Genomic DNA, 20,976 nt, shown 5'->3' with positions numbered 1-20,976 from the left:
CAAGCCGGCTCCCGCTGTGCGGTACCTGTGGGAGCCGGCTTGCCGGCGATAGGGCCGGTAAAGGCAACACAAACAAAAAAGGCGACCCGCAAAGGTCGCCTTTTTCGTTTACCAGGCCGGAATCAGATCCCGTACTGCGCCCGGTAGGCCTCCACAGCCGGCAGATGCTGCTTGAGCTGCGGGTCATCGGCCAGGAATTCCAGCACCTGGGTCAGCGAAACGATGCTGACCACCGGAATACCGAAGTCGCGTTCCACTTCCTGGATCGCCGACAGCTCGCCATTGCCGCGCTCTTCGCGGTTCAGCGCGATCAGCACGCCGGCGGCCTTGGCCTGCTGGGCGTTGATGATCTGCATGACCTCGCGGATGGCGGTACCGGCAGTGATCACGTCGTCGATGATCAATACCTCACCGGCCAGTGGCGCGCCAACCAGGCTGCCGCCTTCGCCATGATCCTTGGCCTCTTTGCGGTTGAAGCACCAGGGCACATCGAGCTGATGCTGGTCAGCCAAGGCCACGGCGGTGGTCGCCGCCAGGGGGATACCCTTGTAAGCCGGGCCGAACAGCACGTCGAACGGGATCTTGCTGTCGACGATGGCCGCCGCGTAGCAACGGCCCAGCTGCGCCAGGGCGGAACCGGTGTTGAACAGGCCGGCATTGAAGAAATACGGGCTGGTACGCCCCGATTTCAGGGTGAATTCACCGAAGCGCAGCACGCCGCGATCGATGGCAAAACGGATGAAGTCGCGCTGATACGGCTGCATGTAAAGTCCCGGACACCACGGATTTAGCTAAATGGGTTGAGCTCGGGTATCATACACGCACGAGATTTTTGGGGCCATTTATGCGGATCATCAGTGTGAACGTGAATGGCATTCAGGCTGCAGCCGAGCGTGGATTGCTCAGCTGGCTGCAAGCCCAGAATGCCGACGTCATCTGCCTTCAGGATACCCGCGCCTCGGCCTTTGAACTCGACGACCCAGCTTTCCAGCTCGATGGCTATTTCCTTTATGCCTGCGATGCGGAGGTACCCGCCCAAGGTGGCGTGGCACTTTACTCGCGCATGCAGCCCAAGGCAGTCATCACCGGCCTGGGCTTCGAGACAGCCGACCGCTACGGGCGTTATCTGCAAGCAGATTTCGACAAAGTCAGTATTGCAACCCTGCTGCTGCCTTCGGGTATGAACGGCGACGAAGACTTGAACCAGAAATTCAAGTTGATGGACGACTTCGCCAAGTACCTGGACAAACAGCGTCGCAAGCGTCGCGAATACATCTATTGCGGCTCGTTCTACGTGGCGCAGCAGAAGCTCGACATCAAGAACTGGCGTGACAGCCAGCAGTCGCCGGGCTTCCTGCCGCCTGAACGCGCCTGGATGGATGCGATCACCGGCGACATGGGTTATGTGGATGCCCTGCGCGAAGTCAGCCGCGAAGGCGACCAGTACAGCTGGTGGCCGGACAACGAACAGGCCGAGATGCTCAACCTGGGCTACCGGTTCGACTACCAGATCCTGACCCCGGGCCTGCGCCGTTCCGTGCGTGGCGCTCGCCTGCCGCGTCAGCCGCGCTTCTCGCAGCATGCGCCGCTGATCGTGGACTATGACTGGACGTTGACCATCTAAAAAGCATTGGGGCCGCTTCGCGCCCCATCGCCGGCAAGCCGGCTCCCACAGGTACGGCGCATGACTTGAGGTCTACGCGGTCGGTGTGGGAGCCGGCTTGCCGGCGATGGGCCGCAAGGCGGCCCCAATTGCTATCTATCAGTCAGCGAGCGCGGCCTTCTGCAGCTCGAAGAGCTCGTCCATGCCCTTCTGCGCCAGCGCCAGCATGGCGTTGAAGTCTTCAGGCTGGAACGGCTTGCCCTCGGCAGTGCCCTGCACTTCGATGAAACCACCGGCGCTGGTCATGACCACGTTGAGGTCGGTCTCGGCGGCGGAGTCTTCGAGGTAGTCCAGGTCGAGCACGGCTTCGCCCTGGTACATGCCCACCGACACCGCGGCGATCATGTGCTTGAGCGGGTTGCCGCCCTTCAGGCCACCGCGCTTCTTGATCACCGCCAGGGCGTCGCACAGGGCGACCATGGCACCGGTGATCGAAGCCGTGCGGGTACCGCCATCGGCCTGGATCACGTCGCAGTCGATGTACAGGGTGATGTCACCCAGCTTGCTCATGTCGAGCGCGGCGCGCAGCGAGCGGCCGATCAGGCGCTGGATTTCCAGGGTGCGGCCACCCTGCTTGCCACGGCTGGCTTCGCGCTGGTTACGCTCGCCGGTGGAACGCGGCAGCATGCCGTATTCGGCGGTCAGCCAGCCTTGGCCCTGGCCTTTGAGGAAGCGGGGAACACCATTTTCGACGCTGACCGTGCAGACGACCTTGGTGTCGCCGAACTCGACCAGTACCGACCCCTCGGCGTGCTTGGTGTAGTTGCGGGTGAGGCGGATCGAGCGGAGCTGATCGGCGGCGCGACCACTTGGACGTTTCATCTGGGATACCTGTACTGGGACTTTGAATCTGCCAGCATTATAGAGCCCGGCGCCCGGCGAGGACACGCCTAATGTCGTGCCCCCGGACAGCCTGTCGCCTTTTCTCACCGTTTCAGCACGCCTCTGTAACATGGGCGGATTGGGCGCCGCGGCCCCACTGCGCTACAATCCTGCGCCTTGCAGCCGAAAGGCTTCCCCGTTCACCCATCTACGCGAGGTACTCCCCATGGTGCACAGCATGACCGCTTTTGCTCGTGTCGAGCGCGCAGGCAGCCAAGGCACCCTGGTCTGGGAACTGCGCTCGGTCAACCACCGCTACCTGGAGCCGCACCTGCGCCTGCCCGACGCCCTGCGCGACCTGGAAGGTGCGGTCCGTGAAGGCCTGCGCCAGGGCCTGTCGCGCGGCAAGGTCGAATGCACCTTGCGCCTGCACGAGGACAGCAACGGCAAGCCGCTGAAGGTCGACCGCGAGCGCGCCGCGCAGCTGGTCGCCGCCGCCGAGGAGGTGGCCGGCCTGATCAAGCAGCCCGCGCCGCTCAACCCGCTGGAAGTGCTGTCCTGGCCCGGCGTGCTGGTGGCCGATGCCAATGACCCGCAGGCCCTGAATGCCGAGGCCGTGGCGCTGTTCGACGAGGCCCTGGCCGAACTCAAGGCCGGGCGCCAGCGCGAAGGCCAGGAGCTGGCCCGGCTGATCAACGAGCGCCTGGACAACATGGCCAGCGAGGTCACGACCCTGCGCGCCCTGGTGCCGCAGATGCTCGCCGCCCAGCGCCAGAAGATCATCGACCGCTTTGGCGACCTGAAGGCCGAACTCGACCCGCAGCGCCTGGAGCAGGAGATGGTGCTGCTGGCGCAGAAGAGCGATGTCGCCGAAGAGCTGGACCGCCTCAGCACCCACGTCACCGAAGTGCGCCGGGTGCTCAAGTCCGGCGGTGCTGCCGGCCGGCGCCTGGACTTCCTGATGCAGGAGCTCAACCGCGAAGCCAACACCCTGGGCTCCAAGGCCTTCGACCCACGCAGCACGCAAGCGGCGGTCAACCTGAAGGTATTGATCGAACAGATGCGTGAACAAGTACAGAACATCGAGTAAGGCCTCCCCTACCATGAACCACAGCAGCGGCACCCTCTATATCGTTTCGGCACCGTCCGGCGCCGGCAAGACCAGCCTGGTCACCGCCTTGACCAAGGACGACCAGCAGATCCGCGTCTCGGTCTCGCACACCACCCGCGCCATGCGCCCGGGCGAGCAGCACGGGGTCAACTACCACTTCGTGGTGCATGAAGAATTCAAGGCACTGATCGAGCAAGGTGACTTCCTCGAGCACGCCGAAGTGTTCGGCAACTTCTACGGCACCTCGCGCAGCGCGCTGCAGCAGACCCTCGACCAGGGCTTCGACCTGATCCTGGAGATCGACTGGCAAGGCGCCCAGCAAGTGCGCAAATTGATGCCCGAGGCACTGTCGGTGTTCATCCTGCCGCCGAGCCAGGAAGCCCTGCGCCAGCGCCTGGATGGCCGTGGCCAGGACAGCGAAGAGATCATTGCCGGGCGCATGAAGGAAGCGGTCAGCGAGATGGTGCACTACGACGAGTACGAGTACGTCATCATCAATGACGATTTCGACGTGGCGCTGGAGGAGTTGAAGGCGGTGTTTCGCTCGAACCGCTTGCTGCTGAAGAAGCAGCAGGCGCGGCATGGGGCGCTGCTCAAGGAACTGCTTTGCTGATAGACCGCAAGGGGCTGCGTTGCAGCCCAATCGCCGGCAAGCCGGCTCCCACCAGGTTTGCATTGCTGCGATAACTGAGGGAGCCGGCTTGTCGGCGATTGGGCCGCAACGCGGCCCCTTTCAATTATTCCTGCAGCTGCAGGGTCGCCTGCTGACGCAGGGTAGCCCCCAGGAAGTAAGCCGGCGCACGCATACGCGACAGCAGCATCAGTACGATCCCCAGTACCGAAATGATCGCCGCGATCACGAACACCAGCCCCACCCCACCCACATGCGAGCCGCTGCCGAAGTCCGGCGAGGCGCTGTCGATCGCCGTGCGCACGAAGATCACCGACAGGATCACCCCACCCACCAGCGGGCACAGGCCACGCATGAAGAAGTGGCGCAGGCTGTCGAACAGGCTGCTGCGGAAGTACCAGACGCAGGCGAACGCGGTCAGCGAATAGTAGAAGCAGATCATCATCCCCAGCGCGGTGATGGTATCGGCCAGCACGTTTTCACTCAGGGTACGCATGGTCACGTAGAACACCCCGGCAGCCACACCGGCACAGATGGTCGCGTAGCGCGGCGTCTGCGAACGCGGGCAGACACTGGCGAACTTCTGCGGCACGGCGCCGTAGTAACCCATGGCCAGCAAGGTGCGCGCTGGCGACACGAAGGTCGATTGCAGCGAAGCGGCCGTGCTGGCCAGCACCGCGATGGACATCAGGATCGCCAGCGGCCCCATGACCGGCCCGGCCAGGTGGGCGAAGACGTTTTCCTGGATGCGCGGGTTGTTCAGCCCCAGGCCTTCCTCGCTGATGCCGGCGAACTGCAGGGTAGCGATGGCGGTGAGCAGGTACAGGCCGAGAATCAGCAGCACGGTCCAGGTTGCCGCCTTGCCGGGGACTTCCTCGCTGCCGATCGACTCTTCACTGACCGTCAGGCACACGTCCCAACCCCAGAAGATGAAGATCGACAACGACAACCCGGCAGCAAAGGCCGAGAACGACTCGACGCCAAACGGGTTGAACCAGGCCATGTCGAATGCCAGCGGAGGTGGCGCGGTGGTTTCGCTGAAGGCGGCAAAGGCAAAGCCGATCAACACCAGAAGCTGCAACGCCACCAGGCCATACTGCACGGTCATGGTGGTGGTCATGCCCCGGCAACAGATCCACACCGCCAGCGCAATGAACACGCAACACGTGGCGATGTTGACCAGCAGGTTGTCGGCCAGGGCTGACAGTTCGAGATTGCCGGTGATCTGGGCGAGGAACAGGTAGAAGAAGTCGACCGCCACCCCTGCCAGGTTGGAAAGCACGATGGTCGTGGCCACCACCAACCCCCAGCCGCCGATCCAGCCAATCATCGGCCCGAAGGCGCGAGCCGACCAGGTGAACGAGGTGCCGCTGTCCGGCTCTGCCGAGTTCAGCTCGCGGTAGCCCAGGGCCACCAGCAGCATGGGCAGGAAACCAACGATGAAGACGGCTGGAAGGTGAGCACCGACCTCCCGCACGGTGGGGCCGAGGGCGCCGGTCAGGGTGTAGACCGGGGCAATGGTGGAAATGCCCAGCACCACGCTGGCCAACAGGCCAAGACGGCCTTTGGCCAGGCCTTTGCTGCGTTGAGTGCTGCCCGAGTCGGCCGCGTCGGGTGGGCGGCCGGCTTCTGTGTAATTGCTCATGAGAAAATGCCGTAACTATTGGAATTGTTGTCACAGGCCTTGCAAGCAAGGCGCTTTCACTCATTGAAAGCTTGCGAGTCGGAGTTGGTCATCCAAGACCTTCGGGTAATATCCCTACCGTGCAGCATGGGCAATGCAAGCCTCGCGAAACGCCTGGAAAAGGCTCCGCGAGACCGGGTTTTCGGCGTAACGCCATTCCGGGTGCCACTGCACACCGAGCACAAAGCCCGGCGCGTCAGGCATCGATACCGCTTCGATCAGGCCATCCGGTGCCCGAGCCTCGACCCGCAGGCCAGGGGCCAGGCGGTCGATGCCCTGGCTGTGCAGCGAGTTGACCTCGAACTGCGCCGCCAGGCCCAGGCGCTCGAACACCCCGCCAGGTGCAACGCTGACAGGGTGACGAGGGCCATATTGCACCTCCAGGGGTGCGTCCTCAGGTTCGCGGTGGTCCAGGTAGCCTGGCAGCTCCTGCACACGCTGGTGCAGGCTGCCACCCAGGGCCACGTTCAATTCCTGGAACCCACGGCAAATGCAGAACACCGGCACGCCGGCGGCAATCGCGGCCTGCAGCAATGGCAGGGTCAGCCGGTCACGCGCCAGGTCGTGCCGGGTCCCTTCCACGCTGGGGGCGCCATTGTAATGATGCGGCTCGACATTTGAAGGCGAGCCGGTAAAAAGAATGCCATCGAGCTGGGCCAGCAGCGCCTGAGCATCGCTGCCCCCATCGCGCGCCGGCAGAATCAGCGGCAACCCGGCGAACGCGGCCGCCTCGACGTACTTGTCGCCCACTGTGTGCGACGAGTTCTTCCCAACCTGCTGGCGGCAGGCGCTGACACCGATCAAGGGGACCGCATTTGCGCTCATGGGCTTACACCGTGTGCAGGTACCAGTTGTACTCGAGGTCGGAGATCGACACTTCGAACTCGGCCAGCTCGCTTTCCTTGCAGGCGACGAAGATGTCGATGTAGTCGGGGCTGATGTACTGGTTGAGCACTTCGCTGTCATCCAGCGCGCGCAGGGCGTCACGCAGGTTGTTCGGCAGGCTCTGTTCCAGCTGCTCGTAGGAGTTGCCTTCAATCGGCGCACCCGGCTCGACCTTGCTGGTCAGGCCGTGGTGGATGCCGGCGAGGATGGCCGCCAGCATCAGGTACGGGTTGGCGTCGGCGCCGGCCACGCGGTGCTCGATGCGCACGTTCTCGCTGCTGTCGGTCGGCACGCGAACCGCCACGGTGCGGTTGTCCAGGCCCCAGCTTGGCGCATTGGGCACGTAGAACTGCGCGCCGAAGCGGCGGTAGGAGTTGATGTTCGGGCAAAGGAAGGCCATCGACGCCGGCATGGTCTCCAGCACGCCGCCGATGGCGTGGCGCAGTTCATCGCTTTGCAGCGGGTCGTCGCTGGTGAAGATGTTCTTGCCGGTTTTCTTGTCCAGCAGCGAGATGTGCACGTGCAGGCCGTTGCCCGCCTGGCCCGGGTAGGGCTTGGCCATGAAGGTGGTGTCCATTTCATGGTCGTAGGCGACGTTCTTGATCAGGCGCTTGAGCAGGATCGCGTAGTCGCAGGCCTTGAGCGGGTCGGCCACGTGGTGCAGGTTGACTTCGAACTGCGCCGGGGCGCTTTCCTTGACGATGGCATCGGCCGGCAGGCCTTGCTCCTTGGCCGCTTCCAGCATGTCCTGCAGGCAGTCGGCGTATTCGTCGAGGTCGTCGATCAGGTACACCTGGGTCGACTGCGGGCGCTTGCCGGAGATTGGCGAACGCGGCGGCTGCGGGCGACCGTTGAGGTTGTCCTGGTCGATCAGGTAGAACTCCAGCTCGAACGCGGCGCAGATGTCCAGGCCCAGGTCGTCGAACTTGCTCACCACCTGGCGCAGCACTTCACGCGGGTCGGCGAAGAACGGCGCGCCGTCCAGTTCGTGCATGGTCATCAACAGCTGCGCGGTCGGGCGCTTCTGCCACGGCTCGTCGGACAGCGAGCCAGGGATCGGGAAGCAGATGCGGTCGGCATCGCCGATGTCCAGGCCCAGCCCGGTGCTCTCAACGGTCGAGCCGTTGATGTCCAGGGCGAACAGCGACGCCGGCAGGTTGATACCCTTCTCGTACACCTTGTGCAGGCTGGCCCGCTCGATGCGCTTGCCACGTACCACGCCATTCATGTCGGAGATCAGCAGATCGACGTACTGAGTGTCCGGATGGGCCTGGAGGAAGTCTTTCATCTCGCTGGAAGAACTGGCGCACGGAGTGACCGACGTCATGGTGTACATCCTTTGATGTGCTGCGGCGATGTGGGGATACGGCTGGCGCCACACGGGCGACGATGGTTGCAGCTGTTGTTCTTTTCACTTTCCCATCGTGGGGATTGGTTACCCGACCGGGCGCATTGATTCCCAGGGGCGGTTCCACTATAAAATGGCCTCAACGCAACAGACATTGGCAATTCAGCAAGCAGAGCGTGCATCAATGCAATATCAGATCACCCACGCCGACCTCTCCCTGGTCCTGGCCCTGGAGCGCGGTCGCTCGCTGGCCAAGGCCGCCGAGCTGCTGAAAGTCGACGTTTCCACGGTATTTCGTTCGATCCGTCGCCTCGAGTCAGCGCTGGGCACGGCGCTTTTCGTCAAGAGCCGCAAAGGCTACCTGCCGACCGATACCGCCCAGGCCCTGGCCGAGCAGGCCGAACGCGCCGAACAGGCGCTGGATGCCGCACGCATCGCCATGAGCAGCGGCGAGCAGGTGGTCAGTGGCACGGTGCGCCTGACCTGCACCGAAGCGGTGATGCACAGCCTGCTGCTGCCGGCGCTGGCGGCCTTCATGCCGAGTTATCCGGCCTTGTCGCTGGAGATGGGCACCTCCAACACCTTCGCCAACCTCAGCCGGCGCGATGCCGACATCGCCTTGCGCCTGACCAACACGCCGCCAGAGCACCTGGTCGGGCGTTGCCTGGGCTCCACATCCTATGTGATCTGTGGCCAGCCGCAATGGCGCGAGCGCCTGGCCGAAAGCGCCGGCAGCGTGCCCTGGATCGCCCCGGACGACTCGATGCAGGACCACCCCACGGTGGTCTGGCGCAACCAGCAGTACCCGGGGCTTAGCCCGCGCTATCAATGCAGCAGCATGTCGACCATCGCCCAGCTGGTGAGCACCGGCCTGGGGGTGGCAGCGTTGCCTGACTATATGGTCGACCCGTTGCCCGGGGTGGAAGCGCTGAGCGGGCCGCTGCCCGGCTGCGACACCCAGCTGTGGCTGCTGACACGGCCCGATTGCCGGGCGTTGCGTTCGGTGCAGACGCTGTTCGAGGAGCTGACGCCGCGCTTGCGCGACGCCATGCTCTGAGGGTGTTGTGTTCCCGAGGTGGGAAGCGTTATCGTCGGATTCAATGGCTCGAGGCGTCTGTTCCGGCCCTTTCGCCGGCAAGCCGGCTCCCACGGGGATGGCGGCGCCTGAGGTATCGGTGGTTACTGGCTTGCCAGCGATGCCGCCACCACAGGTCTGCCGGGTAAAACAGCGCTTCCCTAATGGCTGGTGATTTTTTAAACTATCGAGTCCGCCTGCCCATCTTGGGCTGCACGCCCATCGCATTTGCTACTGAGGAAGACCATGGCCCGCGTAACTGTTGAAGACTGCCTGGAACACGTGGATAACCGTTTTGAGCTGGTCATGCTCTCGACCAAGCGCGCCCGTCAGCTGGCTACCGGCGGCAAAGAGCCGCGCGTAGCGTGGGAAAACGACAAACCGACCGTGGTCGCCCTGCGCGAGATCGCCGAAGGTATCGTCACCCCTGAGTTCATCGCCGCCGAAGAGATCGTCACCGAGGATCCGGTCTTCGCCGCGTTCGAGGACGAGTCCAACGAGGCTGTCTGATCCATGCCTGGTCGACGTTGCGCGGCACAAGGCCCTCTTCCTCGGCAAGAGGTGAAATCATGCCGGGCATAGAAGCCTTAGCCGAACGGCTGTCGACCTACCTGGGCCCCGAACAGGTCAACCTGGTTCGCCGGGCCTACTTCTACGCCGAACAGGCACACGATGGGCAACGCCGCCGCAGCGGCGAGCCCTACGTGACCCATCCGCTGGCCGTGGCCAGCATCCTCGCCGACATGCACATGGACCATCAGAGCCTGATGGCGGCCATGCTGCACGACGTGATCGAAGACACCGGCATCGCCAAGGAAGCCCTCAGCCAGCAGTTTGGCGAGACGGTGGCCGAACTGGTCGATGGGGTCAGCAAGCTGACCCAGATGAACTTCGAAACCAAGGCCGAGGCGCAAGCCGAGAACTTCCAGAAGATGGCCATGGCCATGGCCCGCGATATCCGCGTGATCCTGGTCAAGCTGGCCGACCGCCTGCACAACATGCGCACCCTGGAAGTGCTGTCGGGCGAGAAACGCCGGCGCATCGCCAAGGAAACCCTCGAGATCTACGCCCCCATCGCCAACCGCCTGGGCATGCACACCGTGCGCGTGGAATTCGAAGACCTCGGTTTCAAGGCCATGCACCCGATGCGCTCGTCGCTGATCCATCGGGCGGTCAAGAGCGCACGCGGCAACCGCAAGGAAATCGTCGCCAAGATTGAGCACTCGCTGGCCAACTGCCTGGCGGCCGACGGTATCCAGGGCGAGGTCAGCGGCCGGCAGAAGCACCTCTATGGCATCTACAAGAAGATGCGTGGCAAGCGCCGCGCCTTCAACGAGATCATGGACGTGTACGCCTTCCGCATCATCGTCGACAAGGTCGACACCTGCTACCGCGTGCTCGGCGCCGTGCACAACCTGTACAAGCCGCTGCCCGGGCGCTTCAAGGATTACATCGCGATCCCCAAGGCCAACGGCTACCAGTCGCTGCATACCACCTTGTTCGGCATGCACGGGGTACCCATCGAGATCCAGATTCGCACCCGCGAAATGGAAGAGATGGCCAACAACGGCATCGCCGCACATTGGCTGTACAAGTCCAACGACGACGAACAGCCCAAGGGCAGCCATGCCCGCGCCCGCCAGTGGGTCAAGGGCATCCTCGAGCTGCAGCAGCGTGCTGGCAACTCGCTGGAATTCATCGAGAGCGTGAAGATCGACCTGTTCCCGGACGAGGTCTACGTGTTCACCCCGAAAGGGCGGATCATGGAGCTGCCCAAAGGCTCCACCGCCGTCGACTTTGCCTACGCGGTGCACACCGACGTCGGCAACAGCTGCATCGCCTGCCGCATCAACCGGCGCCTGGCGCCCCTGTCCGAGCCGCTGCAGAGCGGCTCCACGGTGGAAATCGTCAGCGCCCCCGGCGCGCGGCCCAACCCGGCCTGGCTCAACTTCGTGGTCACCGGCAAGGCGCGCACGCACATTCGCCACGCGCTCAAGCAACAGCGCCGCTCCGAGTCGATCAGCCTGGGCGAACGCCTGCTGAACAAGGTGCTGACCGGCTTCGACAGCAGCCTGGAGCAGATCCCCCAGGAGCGCGTGCAGTCGATCCTTGCCGAGTACCGCCTGGAGCTGATCGAAGACCTGCTCGAAGACATCGGCCTGGGCAACCGCATGGCCTACGTGGTGGCCCGCCGCCTGCTGTCGGCCGAAGGCGAACCGCTGCCGGCACCGGAAGGCCCGCTGGCGATCCGCGGCACCGAAGGCCTGGTGCTGAGCTACGCCAAGTGCTGTACGCCGATTCCGGGCGACCCGATCGTCGGCCACCTGTCGGCTGGCAAAGGCATGGTCGTGCACCTGGAAAACTGCCGCAACATCAGTGAAATCCGCCATAACCCGGAGAAGTGCGTGCAACTCTCCTGGGCCAAGGACATCACCGGCGAATTCAACGTCGAGCTGCGCGTGGAGCTTGAACACCAGCGCGGCCTGATCGCCCTGCTGGCCAGCAGCGTCAATGCCGCCGACGGCAATATCGAGAAGATCAGCATGGACGAACGCGACGGCCGTATCAGCGTTGTCCAACTGGTGGTCAGTGTGCACGACCGCGTGCACCTGGCTCGTGTGATCAAGAAGCTGCGTACGCTGACCGGCGTGGTTCGCATCACCCGCATGCGTACGTAGTCCGCCAACCGCAAGGAGTCATCATGAGCAAGACCGTCATCAACAGCGACAAGGCCCCTGCCGCCATCGGTACCTACTCGCAAGCGATCAAGGCCGGCAATACCGTGTACATGTCGGGCCAGATCCCGCTGGACCCCAAGACCATGGAACTGGTCGAAGGCTTCGAAGCCCAGACCGTGCAAGTGTTCGAGAACCTCAAGTCGGTGGCCGAAGCCGCTGGTGGTTCGTTCAAGGACATCGTCAAGCTGAACATCTTCCTCACCGACCTGAGCCACTTCGCCAAGGTCAACGAAGTCATGGGCCGCTACTTCGAGCAGCCTTACCCAGCCCGCGCCGCCATTGGCGTTGCTGCGCTGCCTAAGGGCGCCCAGGTCGAAATGGACGCCATCCTGGTCATCGAATGATGCCACTGGTGACGGGCGCCCTGCCCGTCACCTTCCTGCTCAAGGTTACCCATCATGCGTCAAGCACTGCCCCTCGCGCTGGCAGCCCTGCTTCTGAGCGGCTGCGCCAGCCACAAACCTGAAGATTTCAACGGCACCTGGATCAACCAGGCCGCCATCAAGGCCGCCGTCAAGGATGGCAGCCTGCGCCAGGCCCTGAACGAGCACGGCCCGGTATTCGAGTGGAAGCTCGACGTGGCCAACCAGCAGGCCAGCTACAGCAACGGTTTCGAGGCCGCCGACGGCCAGCTGAGCGCCAATGACAAGCAATGGCAGGCCAGCTTCCAGGGCGGCCAGACCGAACAGCTGGCGCTGGACGGCGACGAGCTGAAAACCACCGATGCCAGCGGCGCCGAGCAAGCCTTCGTGCGCGTCAAGCAACCCGGCAATACGCCACTGGGCGGCAGCTTCGAGAAAGCGCTGTACCAGGCGTACCTGGGCGGTGAGTGGAAGATCATCGAAGGCCAGGGCACCGGCAGCGTGGTGCGCTTCGCCGACAACGGCAGCGTGACCGGCCTGCCCGGCCCCGACCGCTATGCCCTGTGCCTGGCCGGCGACTGCGCCAGCATGGGTGGCAGCAACGACAGCCTGTGGCTGGAGCGCAACCAGCGCGGCGCGCCGTTCATCTTCAAGCGAGATGGCGACAAGCTGGAGATTTTCCAGGCGGTGAACCGTGCACAGCCGGATGAGATGCCGCAATTGGCGGCGGGTAACCGGCAGTGGGTGCTGGAGCGCGACTGACTTCAAGGGCCCTGATCGCCGGCAAGCCGGCTCCCACAGGACTGTGCAGCCCTTGAGGGCAGTGGTGTACCTGTGGGAGCCGGCTTGCCGGCGATAGGGCCATCAGCTTCATCCCTTGCCCTGGAGAATCTCCGCGTACCCTTCCTTGTAGCTCGGATACGCTGGCACCCAGCCCAACGCCCGCACCCGGGCATTGCTGCAGCGCTTGCTGCCGGTGCGCCGCACCCGCTGCTCCTGCGACCACTCGGTAACCCCCATGTACGCCCGCAGCCAGGCCACAACGTCGGCCAGCGGCGCCGGGTCGTCATCCACGCCGATATAGCAGTCATCCAGCGCGACGCCATCGGCATCCTTGTGCAGCAAGAACGCCAGCAGGCTCGCAGCATCCTCGGCATGAATGCGGTTGCCATAGAGCGGCGGCTCTTCAGCCACCCGATACCCTTGGCGCACCTGGCTCAACAACCATTCGCGGCCGGGGCCGTAGATCCCGGTCAAGCGCACGATGCTGGCCGGGATGCCGCTTTCCAGCGCCAGCCGCTCGGCCTCCAGCATCACCCGCCCGGAATAGCCCTCAGGCTCGGTGGCGGCCGTCTCGTCGATCCACTCCCCGTCCTTTTGCGCGAACACGCTGCTGCTGGAGACGAACAGCAAGCGCCGAGGGCGCTGCCCACGCGCGGCCAGCCATGCCAATACATTGCGCAACCCCTCGACATAAGCCGCCTGATAACCCGCCTCATCGTGCTGGCTGGCCGCCACGCAGTACACCAGGTAATCCGGTGAACGCTGTGGCCAGGCCTGGGGCATGCGTGCATCGCCGAGGTCGGCGGCGATCGGGTCGACGCCTGGTGGAAGCTGCTCGACCGAGCGCCGCAGCCCGCCAACCTGCCAGCCTTGGGCCAGCAGTTGCTGGGCCAAACGCCCCCCTACATCACCACAACCTACGATCAAAGCAGAAAGGTCTGACATCACAAAACTCCCTAGACCAAAGAATCAGGCTAGCCGGATTACACGATAAGCGGCTAGACCATAGGCGAAAAAAGCAACAAGATTACTTTTGTTAACAAGAATTACTTGCAATAATGGCACCCCTATCTGTTCTCGGCCTATCTCGAGGCCTTGGAGAACGCTCACATTTTTTCTTCATCAGGTCCGGCCAGCATGACACGTACTCAACCTTCCGCTTCGCCAACCCCGTCGCGCGCCTGGCGCGCCATCGCCGCGCTGATGTTCAGCCTGGTGCTGGCCCCAGTGGCCATGGCCGATGAGCCAACCACCGCCGCCAGCGCCCCAGCCGCCGCCACCGCACCGGCAGCCCCGGCCGCCGAAGGCCAGGCACCTGCTGCCGACGCCCAGGCCGCTGTACCGGTAGCGGTCGACCCGGCCACCGAAGCGCTGGTTGAGGACACTTCCCTGGGCATGGCCCACGACCTGTCGCCATGGGGCATGTACAAGAACGCCGACGTGGTGGTGAAAGCGGTGATGATCGGCCTGGCCATCGCCTCGATCATCACCTGGACCATCTGGATCGCCAAAGGCTTCGAGCTGATGGGCGCCAAGCGTCGCCTGCGCGGCGAGATCGCCCAGCTGAAGAAGTCCGCCACCCTCAAGGAAGCCAGCGACGTCTCCAACAAGGAAGGCACCCTGGCCCACACCCTGGTCCACGACGCCCTCGAAGAGATGCGCCTGTCGGCCAACGCCCGCGAGAAAGAAGGCATCAAGGAGCGCGTCAGCTTCCGCCTCGAGCGCCTGGTGCACGCCAGCGGTCGCAACATGAGCAGCGGCACCGGCGTACTGGCCACCATCGGCTCCACTGCACCGTTCGTCGGTCTGTTCGGCACCGTGTGGGGCATCATGAACAGCTTCATCGGCATCGCCAAGACCCAGACCACCAACCTGGCCGTGGTTGCCCCAGGCATCGCCGAAGCCCTGCTGGCCACCGCGCTGGGCCTGGTCGCGGCAATCCCCGCCGTGGTCATCTACAACGTCTTCGCCCGCTCCATCGCCGGCTACAAGGCACAGGTGTCCGACGCTTCGGCGCAGGTACTGCTGCTGGTCAGCCGTGACCTGGACCACCAGGGCAGCGAGCGCGCTGCCCCGCACATGGTGAAAGTGGGGTAAGCCATGGGCCTGCATCTCAACGAAGGTGGCGACGACCTCGCCGAAAACCACGAAATCAACGTCACGCCGTTCATCGACGTGATGCTGGTGCTGCTGATCATCTTCATGGTCGCCGCCCCCCTGGCCACGGTCGACATCAAGGTCGACCTGCCGGCCTCGACCGCCAAGCCGGCGCCGAGGCCCGAGAAACCGGTGTTCGTCAGCGTCAAGGCCGACCAGAAGCTGTACGTCGGCGACGATCAGGTGCCTGCCCCGGAACAGCTTGGCCCGATGCTCGACGCCAAGACCAAGGGTGACAAGGAAACCACCATCTTCTTCCAGGCCGACAAGGGCGTGGATTACGGTGACCTGATGGAAGTGATGAACAACATGCGCGCGGCCGGCTACCTCAAGGTCGGTCTGGTAGGTCTCGAGACGGCAGCCAAGAAATGACGAAACCGCGCTCAAACATGGCGCGCTACGGCGGCAGCCTGGCGATCGTGCTGGGCGTGCACGTGGTCGCTGTGCTGCTGACGCTCAACTGGTCGGTGCCCCAGGCCATCGAGCTGCCCCCGGCAGCCATGATGGTCGAGCTGGCGCCGCTGCCTGAGCCTGCACCGCCACCACCTCCGAAGGCCGCCCCACAGCCGCCGGCACCGGTCGAGGAACCACCGCTGCCCAAGCTGGTCGAGGCGCCGAAACCGAAAATCGCCATCGCCAAGCCGCCCAAGCCAAAGCCCAAGCCACAGCCGCCCAAGCCCGAGAAAAAGCCTGAGCCGCCGAAGGATGAGCCACCGGCCAAGGAGCAGGTAGCGGACACGCCGCCAAGCAACTCGCCACCGCAGAAGTCGGCGGCACCGGCGCCGAGCATTGCCTCCAACAGCCAAGCGTTGCCGACCTGGCAGAGCGACCTGCTGCGCCACCTGGCGAAGTACAAGCGCTACCCGGAAGACGCTCGCCGTCGTGGCCTGCAAGGCATCAACCGGCTGCGCTTCGTGGTCGACGCCGAAGGCAAGGTGGTGTCGTACTCGATGGCCGGCGGTTCCGGTAGCGCCGCGCTGGACCGGGCGACCCTGGAGATGATCCGCCGCGCCGGCACAGTGCCCAAGCCTCCACCGGAGCTGTTGAACAATGGCACGATCGAGGTCGTGGCACCGTTCGTCTACTCGCTGGACCGTCGCTGATACTTTTGTTTCTGTCACAAATCAGCAAGTCTGATAACGTGCGTCTATCGATTGCAGCCGCTATGCTGGGCCGGCAACTTCATGGACGCACGTTATGACCCTCACAGAACTTCGCTACATCGTCACCCTTGCCCAAGAGCAGCATTTCGGCCACGCGGCCGAGCGCTGCCATGTCAGCCAGCCGACCCTGTCGGTGGGCGTGAAAAAGCTTGAGGACGAGCTTGGTGTGCTGATCTTCGAGCGCAGCAAGAGCGCGGTACGCCTGACCCCGGTCGGCGAGAGCATCGTCGCCCAGGCGCAGAAGGTGCTGGAGCAGGCCCAGGGCATTCGCGAACTGGCCCAGGCCGGCAAGAACCAGCTGACCGCGCCGCTCAAGGTCGGTGCCATCTATACCGTCGGCCCCTACCTGTTCCCCCATCTGATCCCGCAGCTGCACCGCGTGGCGCCGCAGATGCCGCTGTACATCGAAGAAAACTTCACCCACGTGCTGCGCGAGAAACTGCGCAATGGCGAACTGGACGCAGTGATCATCGCCCTGCCGTTCAACGAGGCCGACGTGCTGACCCTGCCGCTGTACGACGAACCGTTCTGCGCACTGATGCCCGCCGACCACCCATGGACGGCGAAAAAGACCATCGACACCGCCATGCTCAACGACAAGAGCCTGCTGCTGCTGGGCGAGGGCCACTGCTTCCGCGACCAGGTCCTGGAAGCCTGCCCGACGCTGAACAAGGGCGGCGAAGGTTCCAAGCACACCACGGTCGAGTCCAGCTCGCTGGAAACCATCCGCCACATGGTCGCCTCGGGCCTGGGCGTGTCGATCCTGCCGCTGTCGGCGGTGCACAGCCACCACTACGCGCCCGGGGTGATCGAAGTTCGCCCGCTGACCGCGCCCGCGCCGTTCCGCACCGTGGCCATCGCCTGGCGCGCCAGCTTCCCGCGGCCGAAGGCCATCGAGATCCTTGCCGACTCGATCCGCCTCTGCTCGGTGGCCAAGCCGCCCGTGGAACAGCCGGCCTGATCCATGACTGAGCTGTCGAAGGTCTCGGTCACCGCGCTCAAGGGCGTTGGCGAAGCCATGGCGGAAAAGCTCGCCAAGGTCGGCCTGGAAAACCTGCAGGATGTGCTGTTCCACCTGCCCCTGCGCTACCAGGACCGCACCCGCGTGGTGCCCATCGGCCAATTGCGCCCTGGGCAGGATGCGGTAATCGAAGGCTTGGTCAGCGGCGCCGATGTGACCATGGGCAAGCGCCGCAGCCTGGTGGTGCGCCTGGGTGATGGCAGCGGCGTGCTGAGCCTGCGCTTCTATCACTTCAGCAATGCGCAGAAGGAAGGCCTCAAGCGTGGCACCCACCTGCGCTGCTACGGCGAGGCCCGCCCCGGCGCCTCGGGCCTGGAGATCTACCACCCCGAATACCGCGCGCTCAATGGCGACGAACCGCCTCCCCCGGTCGAGCAGACCCTGACGCCGATCTACCCGTCCACCGAGGGCCTCACCCAGCAGCGCCTGCGCCTGCTCTGCCAGCAGAGCCTGGGCATGCTCGGCCCGCGCAGCCTGCCGGACTGGCTGCCCGACGAACTGGCCCGCGACTACCAGCTGGCGCCGCTGGACGACGCCATCCGCTACCTGCACAACCCGCCGGCCGATGCCGACCTCGACGAGCTCGCCGAAGGCCATCACTGGGCTCAGCACCGCCTGGCTTTCGAAGAACTGTTGACCCACCAGCTGTCCCAGCAGCGCCTGCGCGAAAGCCTGCGCAGCCTGCGCGCGCCCGTTTTGCCCAAGGCCAAGCGGCTGCAGGCGCAGTACCTGGCCAACCTGGGCTTCCAGCCGACCGGCGCCCAGCAGCGGGTGGCCAACGAAATTGCCTACGACCTGAGCCAAGCCGAGCCGATGATGCGCCTGGTACAAGGCGATGTCGGCGCCGGCAAGACCGTGGTCGCCGCCCTCGCCGCGCTGCAGGCCCTGGAAGCCGGCTACCAGGTGGCGCTGATGGCGCCCACCGAGATTCTCGCCGAGCAGCACTACATCACCTTCAAGCGCTGGCTGGAGCCGCTGGGCCTGGAAGTCGCCTGGCTGGCAGGCAAGCTCAAGGGCAAGGCCCGCGCCAGCGCGCTCGAACAGATCGCCGGCGGCGCACCGATGGTGGTCGGCACCCATGCATTGTTCCAGGAAGAGGTGCAGTTCAAGCACCTGGCCCTGGCGATCATCGACGAACAGCACCGCTTCGGCGTGCAGCAGCGCCTGGCCTTGCGCAAGAAGGGCGTGGCCGGCGAGCTGTGCCCGCACCAGCTGATCATGACCGCCACGCCGATCCCGCGCACCCTGGCCATGAGCGCCTATGCCGACCTCGATACCTCGGTGCTCGACGAACTGCCGCCAGGCCGCACGCCGGTGAACACCGTGCTGGTCGCCGACAGCCGCCGCTTCGAAGTGGTCGAGCGCGTGCGCGCCGCCTGTGCCGAAGGGCGCCAGGCGTACTGGGTGTGCACCTTGATCGAGGAATCCGAGGAGCTCACCTGCCAGGCCGCCGAAAGCACCTATGAAGAGCTCGGCAGCGCCCTGGGCGAGCTGCGCGTGGGCCTGATCCACGGGCGCATGAAGCCTGCAGAAAAAGCCGCGGTGATGGCCGAATTCAAGCAAGGCAACCTGCAACTGCTGGTGGCCACCACGGTGATCGAAGTGGGCGTCGACGTGCCCAACGCCAGCCTGATGATCATCGAGAACCCCGAGCGCCTGGGCCTGGCCCAGCTCCACCAGCTGCGCGGCCGGGTTGGCCGGGGCAGCGCGGTGAGCCACTGCGTGCTGCTGTATCACCCGCCACTGTCGCAGATCGGCCGCGAACGGCTGGGGATCATGCGTGAAACCAACGATGGCTTCGTCATTGCCGAAAAGGACCTGGAGCTGCGCGGCCCCGGCGAGATGCTCGGCACACGCCAGACCGGTTTGTTGCAGTTCAAGGTCGCCGACCTGATGCGCGACGCCGACCTGCTGCCGGCCGTGCGCGACGCCGCGCAAGCCTTGCTGGCGCGCTGGCCGGACCACGTCAGCCCGCTGCTCGACCGCTGGCTGCGTCACGGCCAGCAATATGGCCAGGTGTGACGCCAGTCCCAGAATGGATCCAGCTTTGCGGTCAGGCTGGTTATACTTCGCGTTTAAAAGAATTAGTGGATACAGACCATGACTGAAGTTGCTTTGGACACCGCAACCCCCCACGCACCGTCTGTCATCCGGCTGTTGCTCGAAAAACTGGGCGTGGCCTACCGCGAAGTGGCGGAGCATCCGCAGCTGCCCGCCGCATCGCGGGTGCAGGCGATCCTGCTCGACGACGAGATCGGCGCCCTGATGGTGCTGTTCCCGCAGAGCAAGCTGCTGGACCTCAACCGCCTGGAAGAGCTGACCGGCCGCAAACTCAAGGCCGTGCCAGTGGCCCGCCTCAAGCAGATGCTCGACAAGCACCAGCTCAAGGCCCTGCCTGCCATTCCGGCACTGACCAGCTCGCCGTGCCTGTACGAAGACAAGTTGCTCGCTGCGCAAAAACTGTATGTCCAGTCTGGCGAAGCCGGGCTGTTGCTGGAAATCCAGCAGGATGACTTCAAGCGCATGCTGAAAAAGGCCAGCGCCGGCAGTTTCGGCCAACCGGTCAGGGACATCCGCCCCAACCTCGACCGGCCAGACGACGACTCCCGGGAAATCACCCAGGCCGTCCAGGCCTTCACCGCGCGGCGCATCCAGAAGCGCCTGGAAGAAACCATCGAGATCCCGCCGCTGGCCGACACCGCGCAAAAGATCATCAAGCTGCGCGTCGACCCCAATGCCAGCATCGACGACATCACCGGCGTGGTCGAAACCGACCCGGCGCTGGCCGCACAGGTGGTGAGCTGGGCCGCATCGCCCTACTACGCCTCACCCGGCAAGATCCGCTCGGTGGAAGATGCCATCGTCCGCGTGCTGGGCTTCGACCTGGTGATCAACCTGGCCCTGGGCCTGGCCTTGGGCAAGACCCTGAGCTTGCCCAAGGACCATCCGCAGCAGGCGACGCCGTACTGGCAGCAGTCGATCTACACCGCGGCGATCATCGAGGGCCTGACCCGCGCCATGCCGCGCGCCGAGCGCCCGGAAGCGGGCCTGACCTACCTCGCCGGGCTGCTGCACAACTTCGGCTATCTGCTGCTGGCGCACGTGTTTCCGCCGCACTTCTCGCTGATCTGCCGGCACCTGGAGGTCAACCCGCACCTGTGCCACACCTTCGTCGAGCAGCATCTGCTGGGCATCAGCCGCGAACAGATCGGCGCTTGGCTGATGAAGCTGTGGGACATGCCCGAAGAGCTGTCCACGGCGCTGCGCTTCCAGCACGACCCGGCGTATGAGGGTGAGTACGCGGCGTACCCGAACCTGGTGTGCCTGGCGACTCGCCTGCTGCGCATGCGCGGGATTGGCTCGGGGCCGCAGGAGGCGATTCCCGATGAATTGCTGGAGCGCCTGGGGATTACCCGGGACAAGGCTGAGGATGTGGTGAACAAGGTGCTCGAGGCCGAGACCTTGTTGCGCGAACTGGCTTCGCAGTTCAACGCGCCGCATTGAGGCCTTTGGGGCTGCTTTGCAGCCCTTTC

20 protein-coding genes are annotated in these 20,976 nt (G+C 64.6%); 14 read left to right on the top strand and 6 right to left on the bottom strand.

Annotation, left to right across the window (positions count from 1 at the left end; all coding sequences use genetic code 11):
• Window positions 1-122: 122 nt before the first annotated feature.
• A complete protein-coding gene (gene pyrE, locus ACIPG5_RS09415; protein ID WP_016394033.1) occupies window positions 123-764 on the bottom strand; it encodes an orotate phosphoribosyltransferase in 642 nt (213 codons plus the stop codon).
• Window positions 765-844: 80 nt separating this feature from the next.
• On the opposite strand from pyrE, the gene ACIPG5_RS09410 reads away from it, so the two are divergent.
• On the top strand, window positions 845-1,624 hold the full coding sequence (locus ACIPG5_RS09410) for an exodeoxyribonuclease III (protein ID WP_176511827.1): 780 nt from the start codon (window positions 845-847) through the stop codon (window positions 1,622-1,624).
• Window positions 1,625-1,762: 138 nt separating this feature from the next.
• Here ACIPG5_RS09410 and rph read toward each other — a convergent pair whose 3' ends face one another.
• Window positions 1,763-2,485 carry a ribonuclease PH gene (gene rph / locus ACIPG5_RS09405; protein ID WP_401374507.1) on the bottom strand — a complete coding sequence of 241 codons (723 nt, stop codon included), beginning with the start codon at window positions 2,483-2,485 and terminating at the stop codon, window positions 1,763-1,765.
• A 226-nt stretch (window positions 2,486-2,711) separates the two neighbouring features.
• Between rph and ACIPG5_RS09400 the strand changes: the two genes are divergently transcribed.
• Together ACIPG5_RS09400 and gmk are read left to right on the top strand one after the other, a co-directional pair.
• Window positions 2,712-3,575 (top strand): YicC/YloC family endoribonuclease, encoded by an 864-nt coding sequence (locus ACIPG5_RS09400; protein WP_401374505.1) that lies wholly within the window; start codon window positions 2,712-2,714, stop codon window positions 3,573-3,575.
• A 13-nt stretch (window positions 3,576-3,588) separates the two neighbouring features.
• On the top strand, window positions 3,589-4,209 hold the full coding sequence (gmk, locus tag ACIPG5_RS09395; protein WP_176511830.1) for a guanylate kinase: 621 nt from the start codon (window positions 3,589-3,591) through the stop codon (window positions 4,207-4,209).
• A gap of 124 nt (window positions 4,210-4,333) precedes the next feature.
• On the opposite strand, the gene ACIPG5_RS09390 is transcribed toward gmk, so the two are convergent.
• From ACIPG5_RS09390 to ACIPG5_RS09380, 3 genes are all read right to left on the bottom strand, one after another.
• On the bottom strand, window positions 4,334-5,872 hold the full coding sequence (locus ACIPG5_RS09390) for an APC family permease (protein ID WP_176511831.1): 1,539 nt from the start codon (window positions 5,870-5,872) through the stop codon (window positions 4,334-4,336).
• A 114-nt stretch (window positions 5,873-5,986) separates the two neighbouring features.
• The gene (locus tag ACIPG5_RS09385) at window positions 5,987-6,736 is read right to left on the bottom strand and encodes a gamma-glutamyl-gamma-aminobutyrate hydrolase family protein (protein ID WP_236237583.1); all 750 of its coding nucleotides are present in this window, start codon (window positions 6,734-6,736) and stop codon (window positions 5,987-5,989) included.
• A 4-nt stretch (window positions 6,737-6,740) separates the two neighbouring features.
• Window positions 6,741-8,084 (bottom strand): glutamine synthetase family protein, encoded by a 1,344-nt coding sequence (locus tag ACIPG5_RS09380; RefSeq protein ID WP_371871924.1) that lies wholly within the window; start codon window positions 8,082-8,084, stop codon window positions 6,741-6,743.
• Between the two features lie 244 nt (window positions 8,085-8,328).
• Between ACIPG5_RS09380 and ACIPG5_RS09375 the strand changes: the two genes are divergently transcribed.
• The 5 genes from ACIPG5_RS09375 to ACIPG5_RS09355 all read left to right on the top strand — a co-directional run bounded on the left by ACIPG5_RS09375 (window position 8,329) and on the right by ACIPG5_RS09355 (window position 13,081).
• The gene (locus tag ACIPG5_RS09375; protein ID WP_176511834.1) at window positions 8,329-9,201 is read left to right on the top strand and encodes a LysR family transcriptional regulator; all 873 of its coding nucleotides are present in this window, start codon (window positions 8,329-8,331) and stop codon (window positions 9,199-9,201) included.
• Window positions 9,202-9,465: 264 nt separating this feature from the next.
• Entirely contained in the window at window positions 9,466-9,729 is a 264-nt protein-coding gene (gene rpoZ / locus ACIPG5_RS09370; protein WP_016394025.1) for a DNA-directed RNA polymerase subunit omega, read from the top strand.
• Between the two features lie 59 nt (window positions 9,730-9,788).
• Window positions 9,789-11,897, top strand: coding sequence for a bifunctional GTP diphosphokinase/guanosine-3',5'-bis pyrophosphate 3'-pyrophosphohydrolase (gene spoT, locus ACIPG5_RS09365; protein WP_176511835.1), 2,109 nt, complete (start codon window positions 9,789-9,791; stop codon window positions 11,895-11,897).
• Between the two features lie 23 nt (window positions 11,898-11,920).
• The gene (locus tag ACIPG5_RS09360; protein WP_043199829.1) at window positions 11,921-12,301 is read left to right on the top strand and encodes a RidA family protein; all 381 of its coding nucleotides are present in this window, start codon (window positions 11,921-11,923) and stop codon (window positions 12,299-12,301) included.
• 54 nt (window positions 12,302-12,355) lie between these two features.
• A complete protein-coding gene (locus ACIPG5_RS09355) occupies window positions 12,356-13,081 on the top strand; it encodes a hypothetical protein (RefSeq protein WP_236237584.1) in 726 nt (241 codons plus the stop codon).
• Window positions 13,082-13,189: 108 nt separating this feature from the next.
• Here the strand turns inward: ACIPG5_RS09355 and ACIPG5_RS09350 are convergent, their stop codons facing one another.
• Complete coding sequence (locus tag ACIPG5_RS09350) at window positions 13,190-14,047, bottom strand: SDR family oxidoreductase (protein ID WP_401374498.1); 858 nt, start codon at window positions 14,045-14,047, stop codon at window positions 13,190-13,192.
• Window positions 14,048-14,239: 192 nt separating this feature from the next.
• Here ACIPG5_RS09350 and exbB point away from each other — a divergent pair, with 192 nt between their 5' ends.
• From exbB to ACIPG5_RS09320, 6 genes are all read left to right on the top strand, one after another.
• Window positions 14,240-15,199, top strand: coding sequence for a tonB-system energizer ExbB (gene exbB, locus ACIPG5_RS09345; RefSeq protein ID WP_176517656.1), 960 nt, complete (start codon window positions 14,240-14,242; stop codon window positions 15,197-15,199).
• Between the two features lie 3 nt (window positions 15,200-15,202).
• Window positions 15,203-15,631, top strand: coding sequence for a TonB system transport protein ExbD (exbD, locus tag ACIPG5_RS09340; protein ID WP_054884743.1), 429 nt, complete (start codon window positions 15,203-15,205; stop codon window positions 15,629-15,631).
• Entirely contained in the window at window positions 15,628-16,362 is a 735-nt protein-coding gene (locus tag ACIPG5_RS09335; RefSeq protein WP_176517655.1) for an energy transducer TonB, read from the top strand. The genes exbD and ACIPG5_RS09335 overlap by 4 nt, the downstream gene beginning before the upstream one ends.
• Before the next feature lie 94 nt (window positions 16,363-16,456).
• On the top strand, window positions 16,457-17,383 hold the full coding sequence (locus tag ACIPG5_RS09330) for a hydrogen peroxide-inducible genes activator (protein WP_176517654.1): 927 nt from the start codon (window positions 16,457-16,459) through the stop codon (window positions 17,381-17,383).
• Window positions 17,384-17,386: 3 nt separating this feature from the next.
• Window positions 17,387-19,465 carry an ATP-dependent DNA helicase RecG gene (gene recG / locus ACIPG5_RS09325; RefSeq protein WP_401374494.1) on the top strand — a complete coding sequence of 693 codons (2,079 nt, stop codon included), beginning with the start codon at window positions 17,387-17,389 and terminating at the stop codon, window positions 19,463-19,465.
• Between the two features lie 78 nt (window positions 19,466-19,543).
• Entirely contained in the window at window positions 19,544-20,947 is a 1,404-nt protein-coding gene (locus ACIPG5_RS09320) for an aminoacyl-tRNA deacylase and HDOD domain-containing protein (RefSeq protein WP_176517652.1), read from the top strand.
• The last annotated feature ends 29 nt before the right edge of the window (window positions 20,948-20,976 follow it).

This window comes from Pseudomonas sp. NPDC087029 (assembly GCF_044745345.1).
In the GTDB taxonomy this organism is placed as follows: Bacteria; Pseudomonadota; Gammaproteobacteria; order Pseudomonadales; family Pseudomonadaceae; genus Aquipseudomonas; species Aquipseudomonas faucium.
The sequence above is the reverse complement of the archived record's forward strand: the minus strand, read 5'-3'. Positions and strand labels throughout refer to the sequence as shown.

Excerpts from the sequence above, each read along its gene's own strand:
- pyrE (WP_016394033.1), bottom strand. The coding sequence starts at position 764 with ATGCAGCCGTATCAGCGCGACTTCATCCGTTTTGCCATCGATCGCGGC.
- ACIPG5_RS09410 (WP_176511827.1), top strand. The coding sequence starts at position 845 with ATGCGGATCATCAGTGTGAACGTGAATGGCATTCAGGCTGCAGCCGAG.
- rph (WP_401374507.1), bottom strand. The coding sequence starts at position 2,485 with ATGAAACGTCCAAGTGGTCGCGCCGCCGATCAGCTCCGCTCGATCCGC.
- ACIPG5_RS09400 (WP_401374505.1), top strand. The coding sequence starts at position 2,712 with ATGGTGCACAGCATGACCGCTTTTGCTCGTGTCGAGCGCGCAGGCAGC.
- gmk (WP_176511830.1), top strand. The coding sequence starts at position 3,589 with ATGAACCACAGCAGCGGCACCCTCTATATCGTTTCGGCACCGTCCGGC.
- ACIPG5_RS09390 (WP_176511831.1), bottom strand. The coding sequence starts at position 5,872 with ATGAGCAATTACACAGAAGCCGGCCGCCCACCCGACGCGGCCGACTCG.
- ACIPG5_RS09385 (WP_236237583.1), bottom strand. The coding sequence starts at position 6,736 with ATGAGCGCAAATGCGGTCCCCTTGATCGGTGTCAGCGCCTGCCGCCAG.
- ACIPG5_RS09380 (WP_371871924.1), bottom strand. The coding sequence starts at position 8,084 with ATGAAAGACTTCCTCCAGGCCCATCCGGACACTCAGTACGTCGATCTG.
- ACIPG5_RS09375 (WP_176511834.1), top strand. The coding sequence starts at position 8,329 with ATGCAATATCAGATCACCCACGCCGACCTCTCCCTGGTCCTGGCCCTG.
- rpoZ (WP_016394025.1), top strand. The coding sequence starts at position 9,466 with ATGGCCCGCGTAACTGTTGAAGACTGCCTGGAACACGTGGATAACCGT.
- spoT (WP_176511835.1), top strand. The coding sequence starts at position 9,789 with ATGCCGGGCATAGAAGCCTTAGCCGAACGGCTGTCGACCTACCTGGGC.
- ACIPG5_RS09360 (WP_043199829.1), top strand. The coding sequence starts at position 11,921 with ATGAGCAAGACCGTCATCAACAGCGACAAGGCCCCTGCCGCCATCGGT.
- ACIPG5_RS09355 (WP_236237584.1), top strand. The coding sequence starts at position 12,356 with ATGCGTCAAGCACTGCCCCTCGCGCTGGCAGCCCTGCTTCTGAGCGGC.
- ACIPG5_RS09350 (WP_401374498.1), bottom strand. The coding sequence starts at position 14,047 with ATGTCAGACCTTTCTGCTTTGATCGTAGGTTGTGGTGATGTAGGGGGG.
- exbB (WP_176517656.1), top strand. The coding sequence starts at position 14,240 with ATGACACGTACTCAACCTTCCGCTTCGCCAACCCCGTCGCGCGCCTGG.
- exbD (WP_054884743.1), top strand. The coding sequence starts at position 15,203 with ATGGGCCTGCATCTCAACGAAGGTGGCGACGACCTCGCCGAAAACCAC.
- ACIPG5_RS09335 (WP_176517655.1), top strand. The coding sequence starts at position 15,628 with ATGACGAAACCGCGCTCAAACATGGCGCGCTACGGCGGCAGCCTGGCG.
- ACIPG5_RS09330 (WP_176517654.1), top strand. The coding sequence starts at position 16,457 with ATGACCCTCACAGAACTTCGCTACATCGTCACCCTTGCCCAAGAGCAG.
- recG (WP_401374494.1), top strand. The coding sequence starts at position 17,387 with ATGACTGAGCTGTCGAAGGTCTCGGTCACCGCGCTCAAGGGCGTTGGC.
- ACIPG5_RS09320 (WP_176517652.1), top strand. The coding sequence starts at position 19,544 with ATGACTGAAGTTGCTTTGGACACCGCAACCCCCCACGCACCGTCTGTC.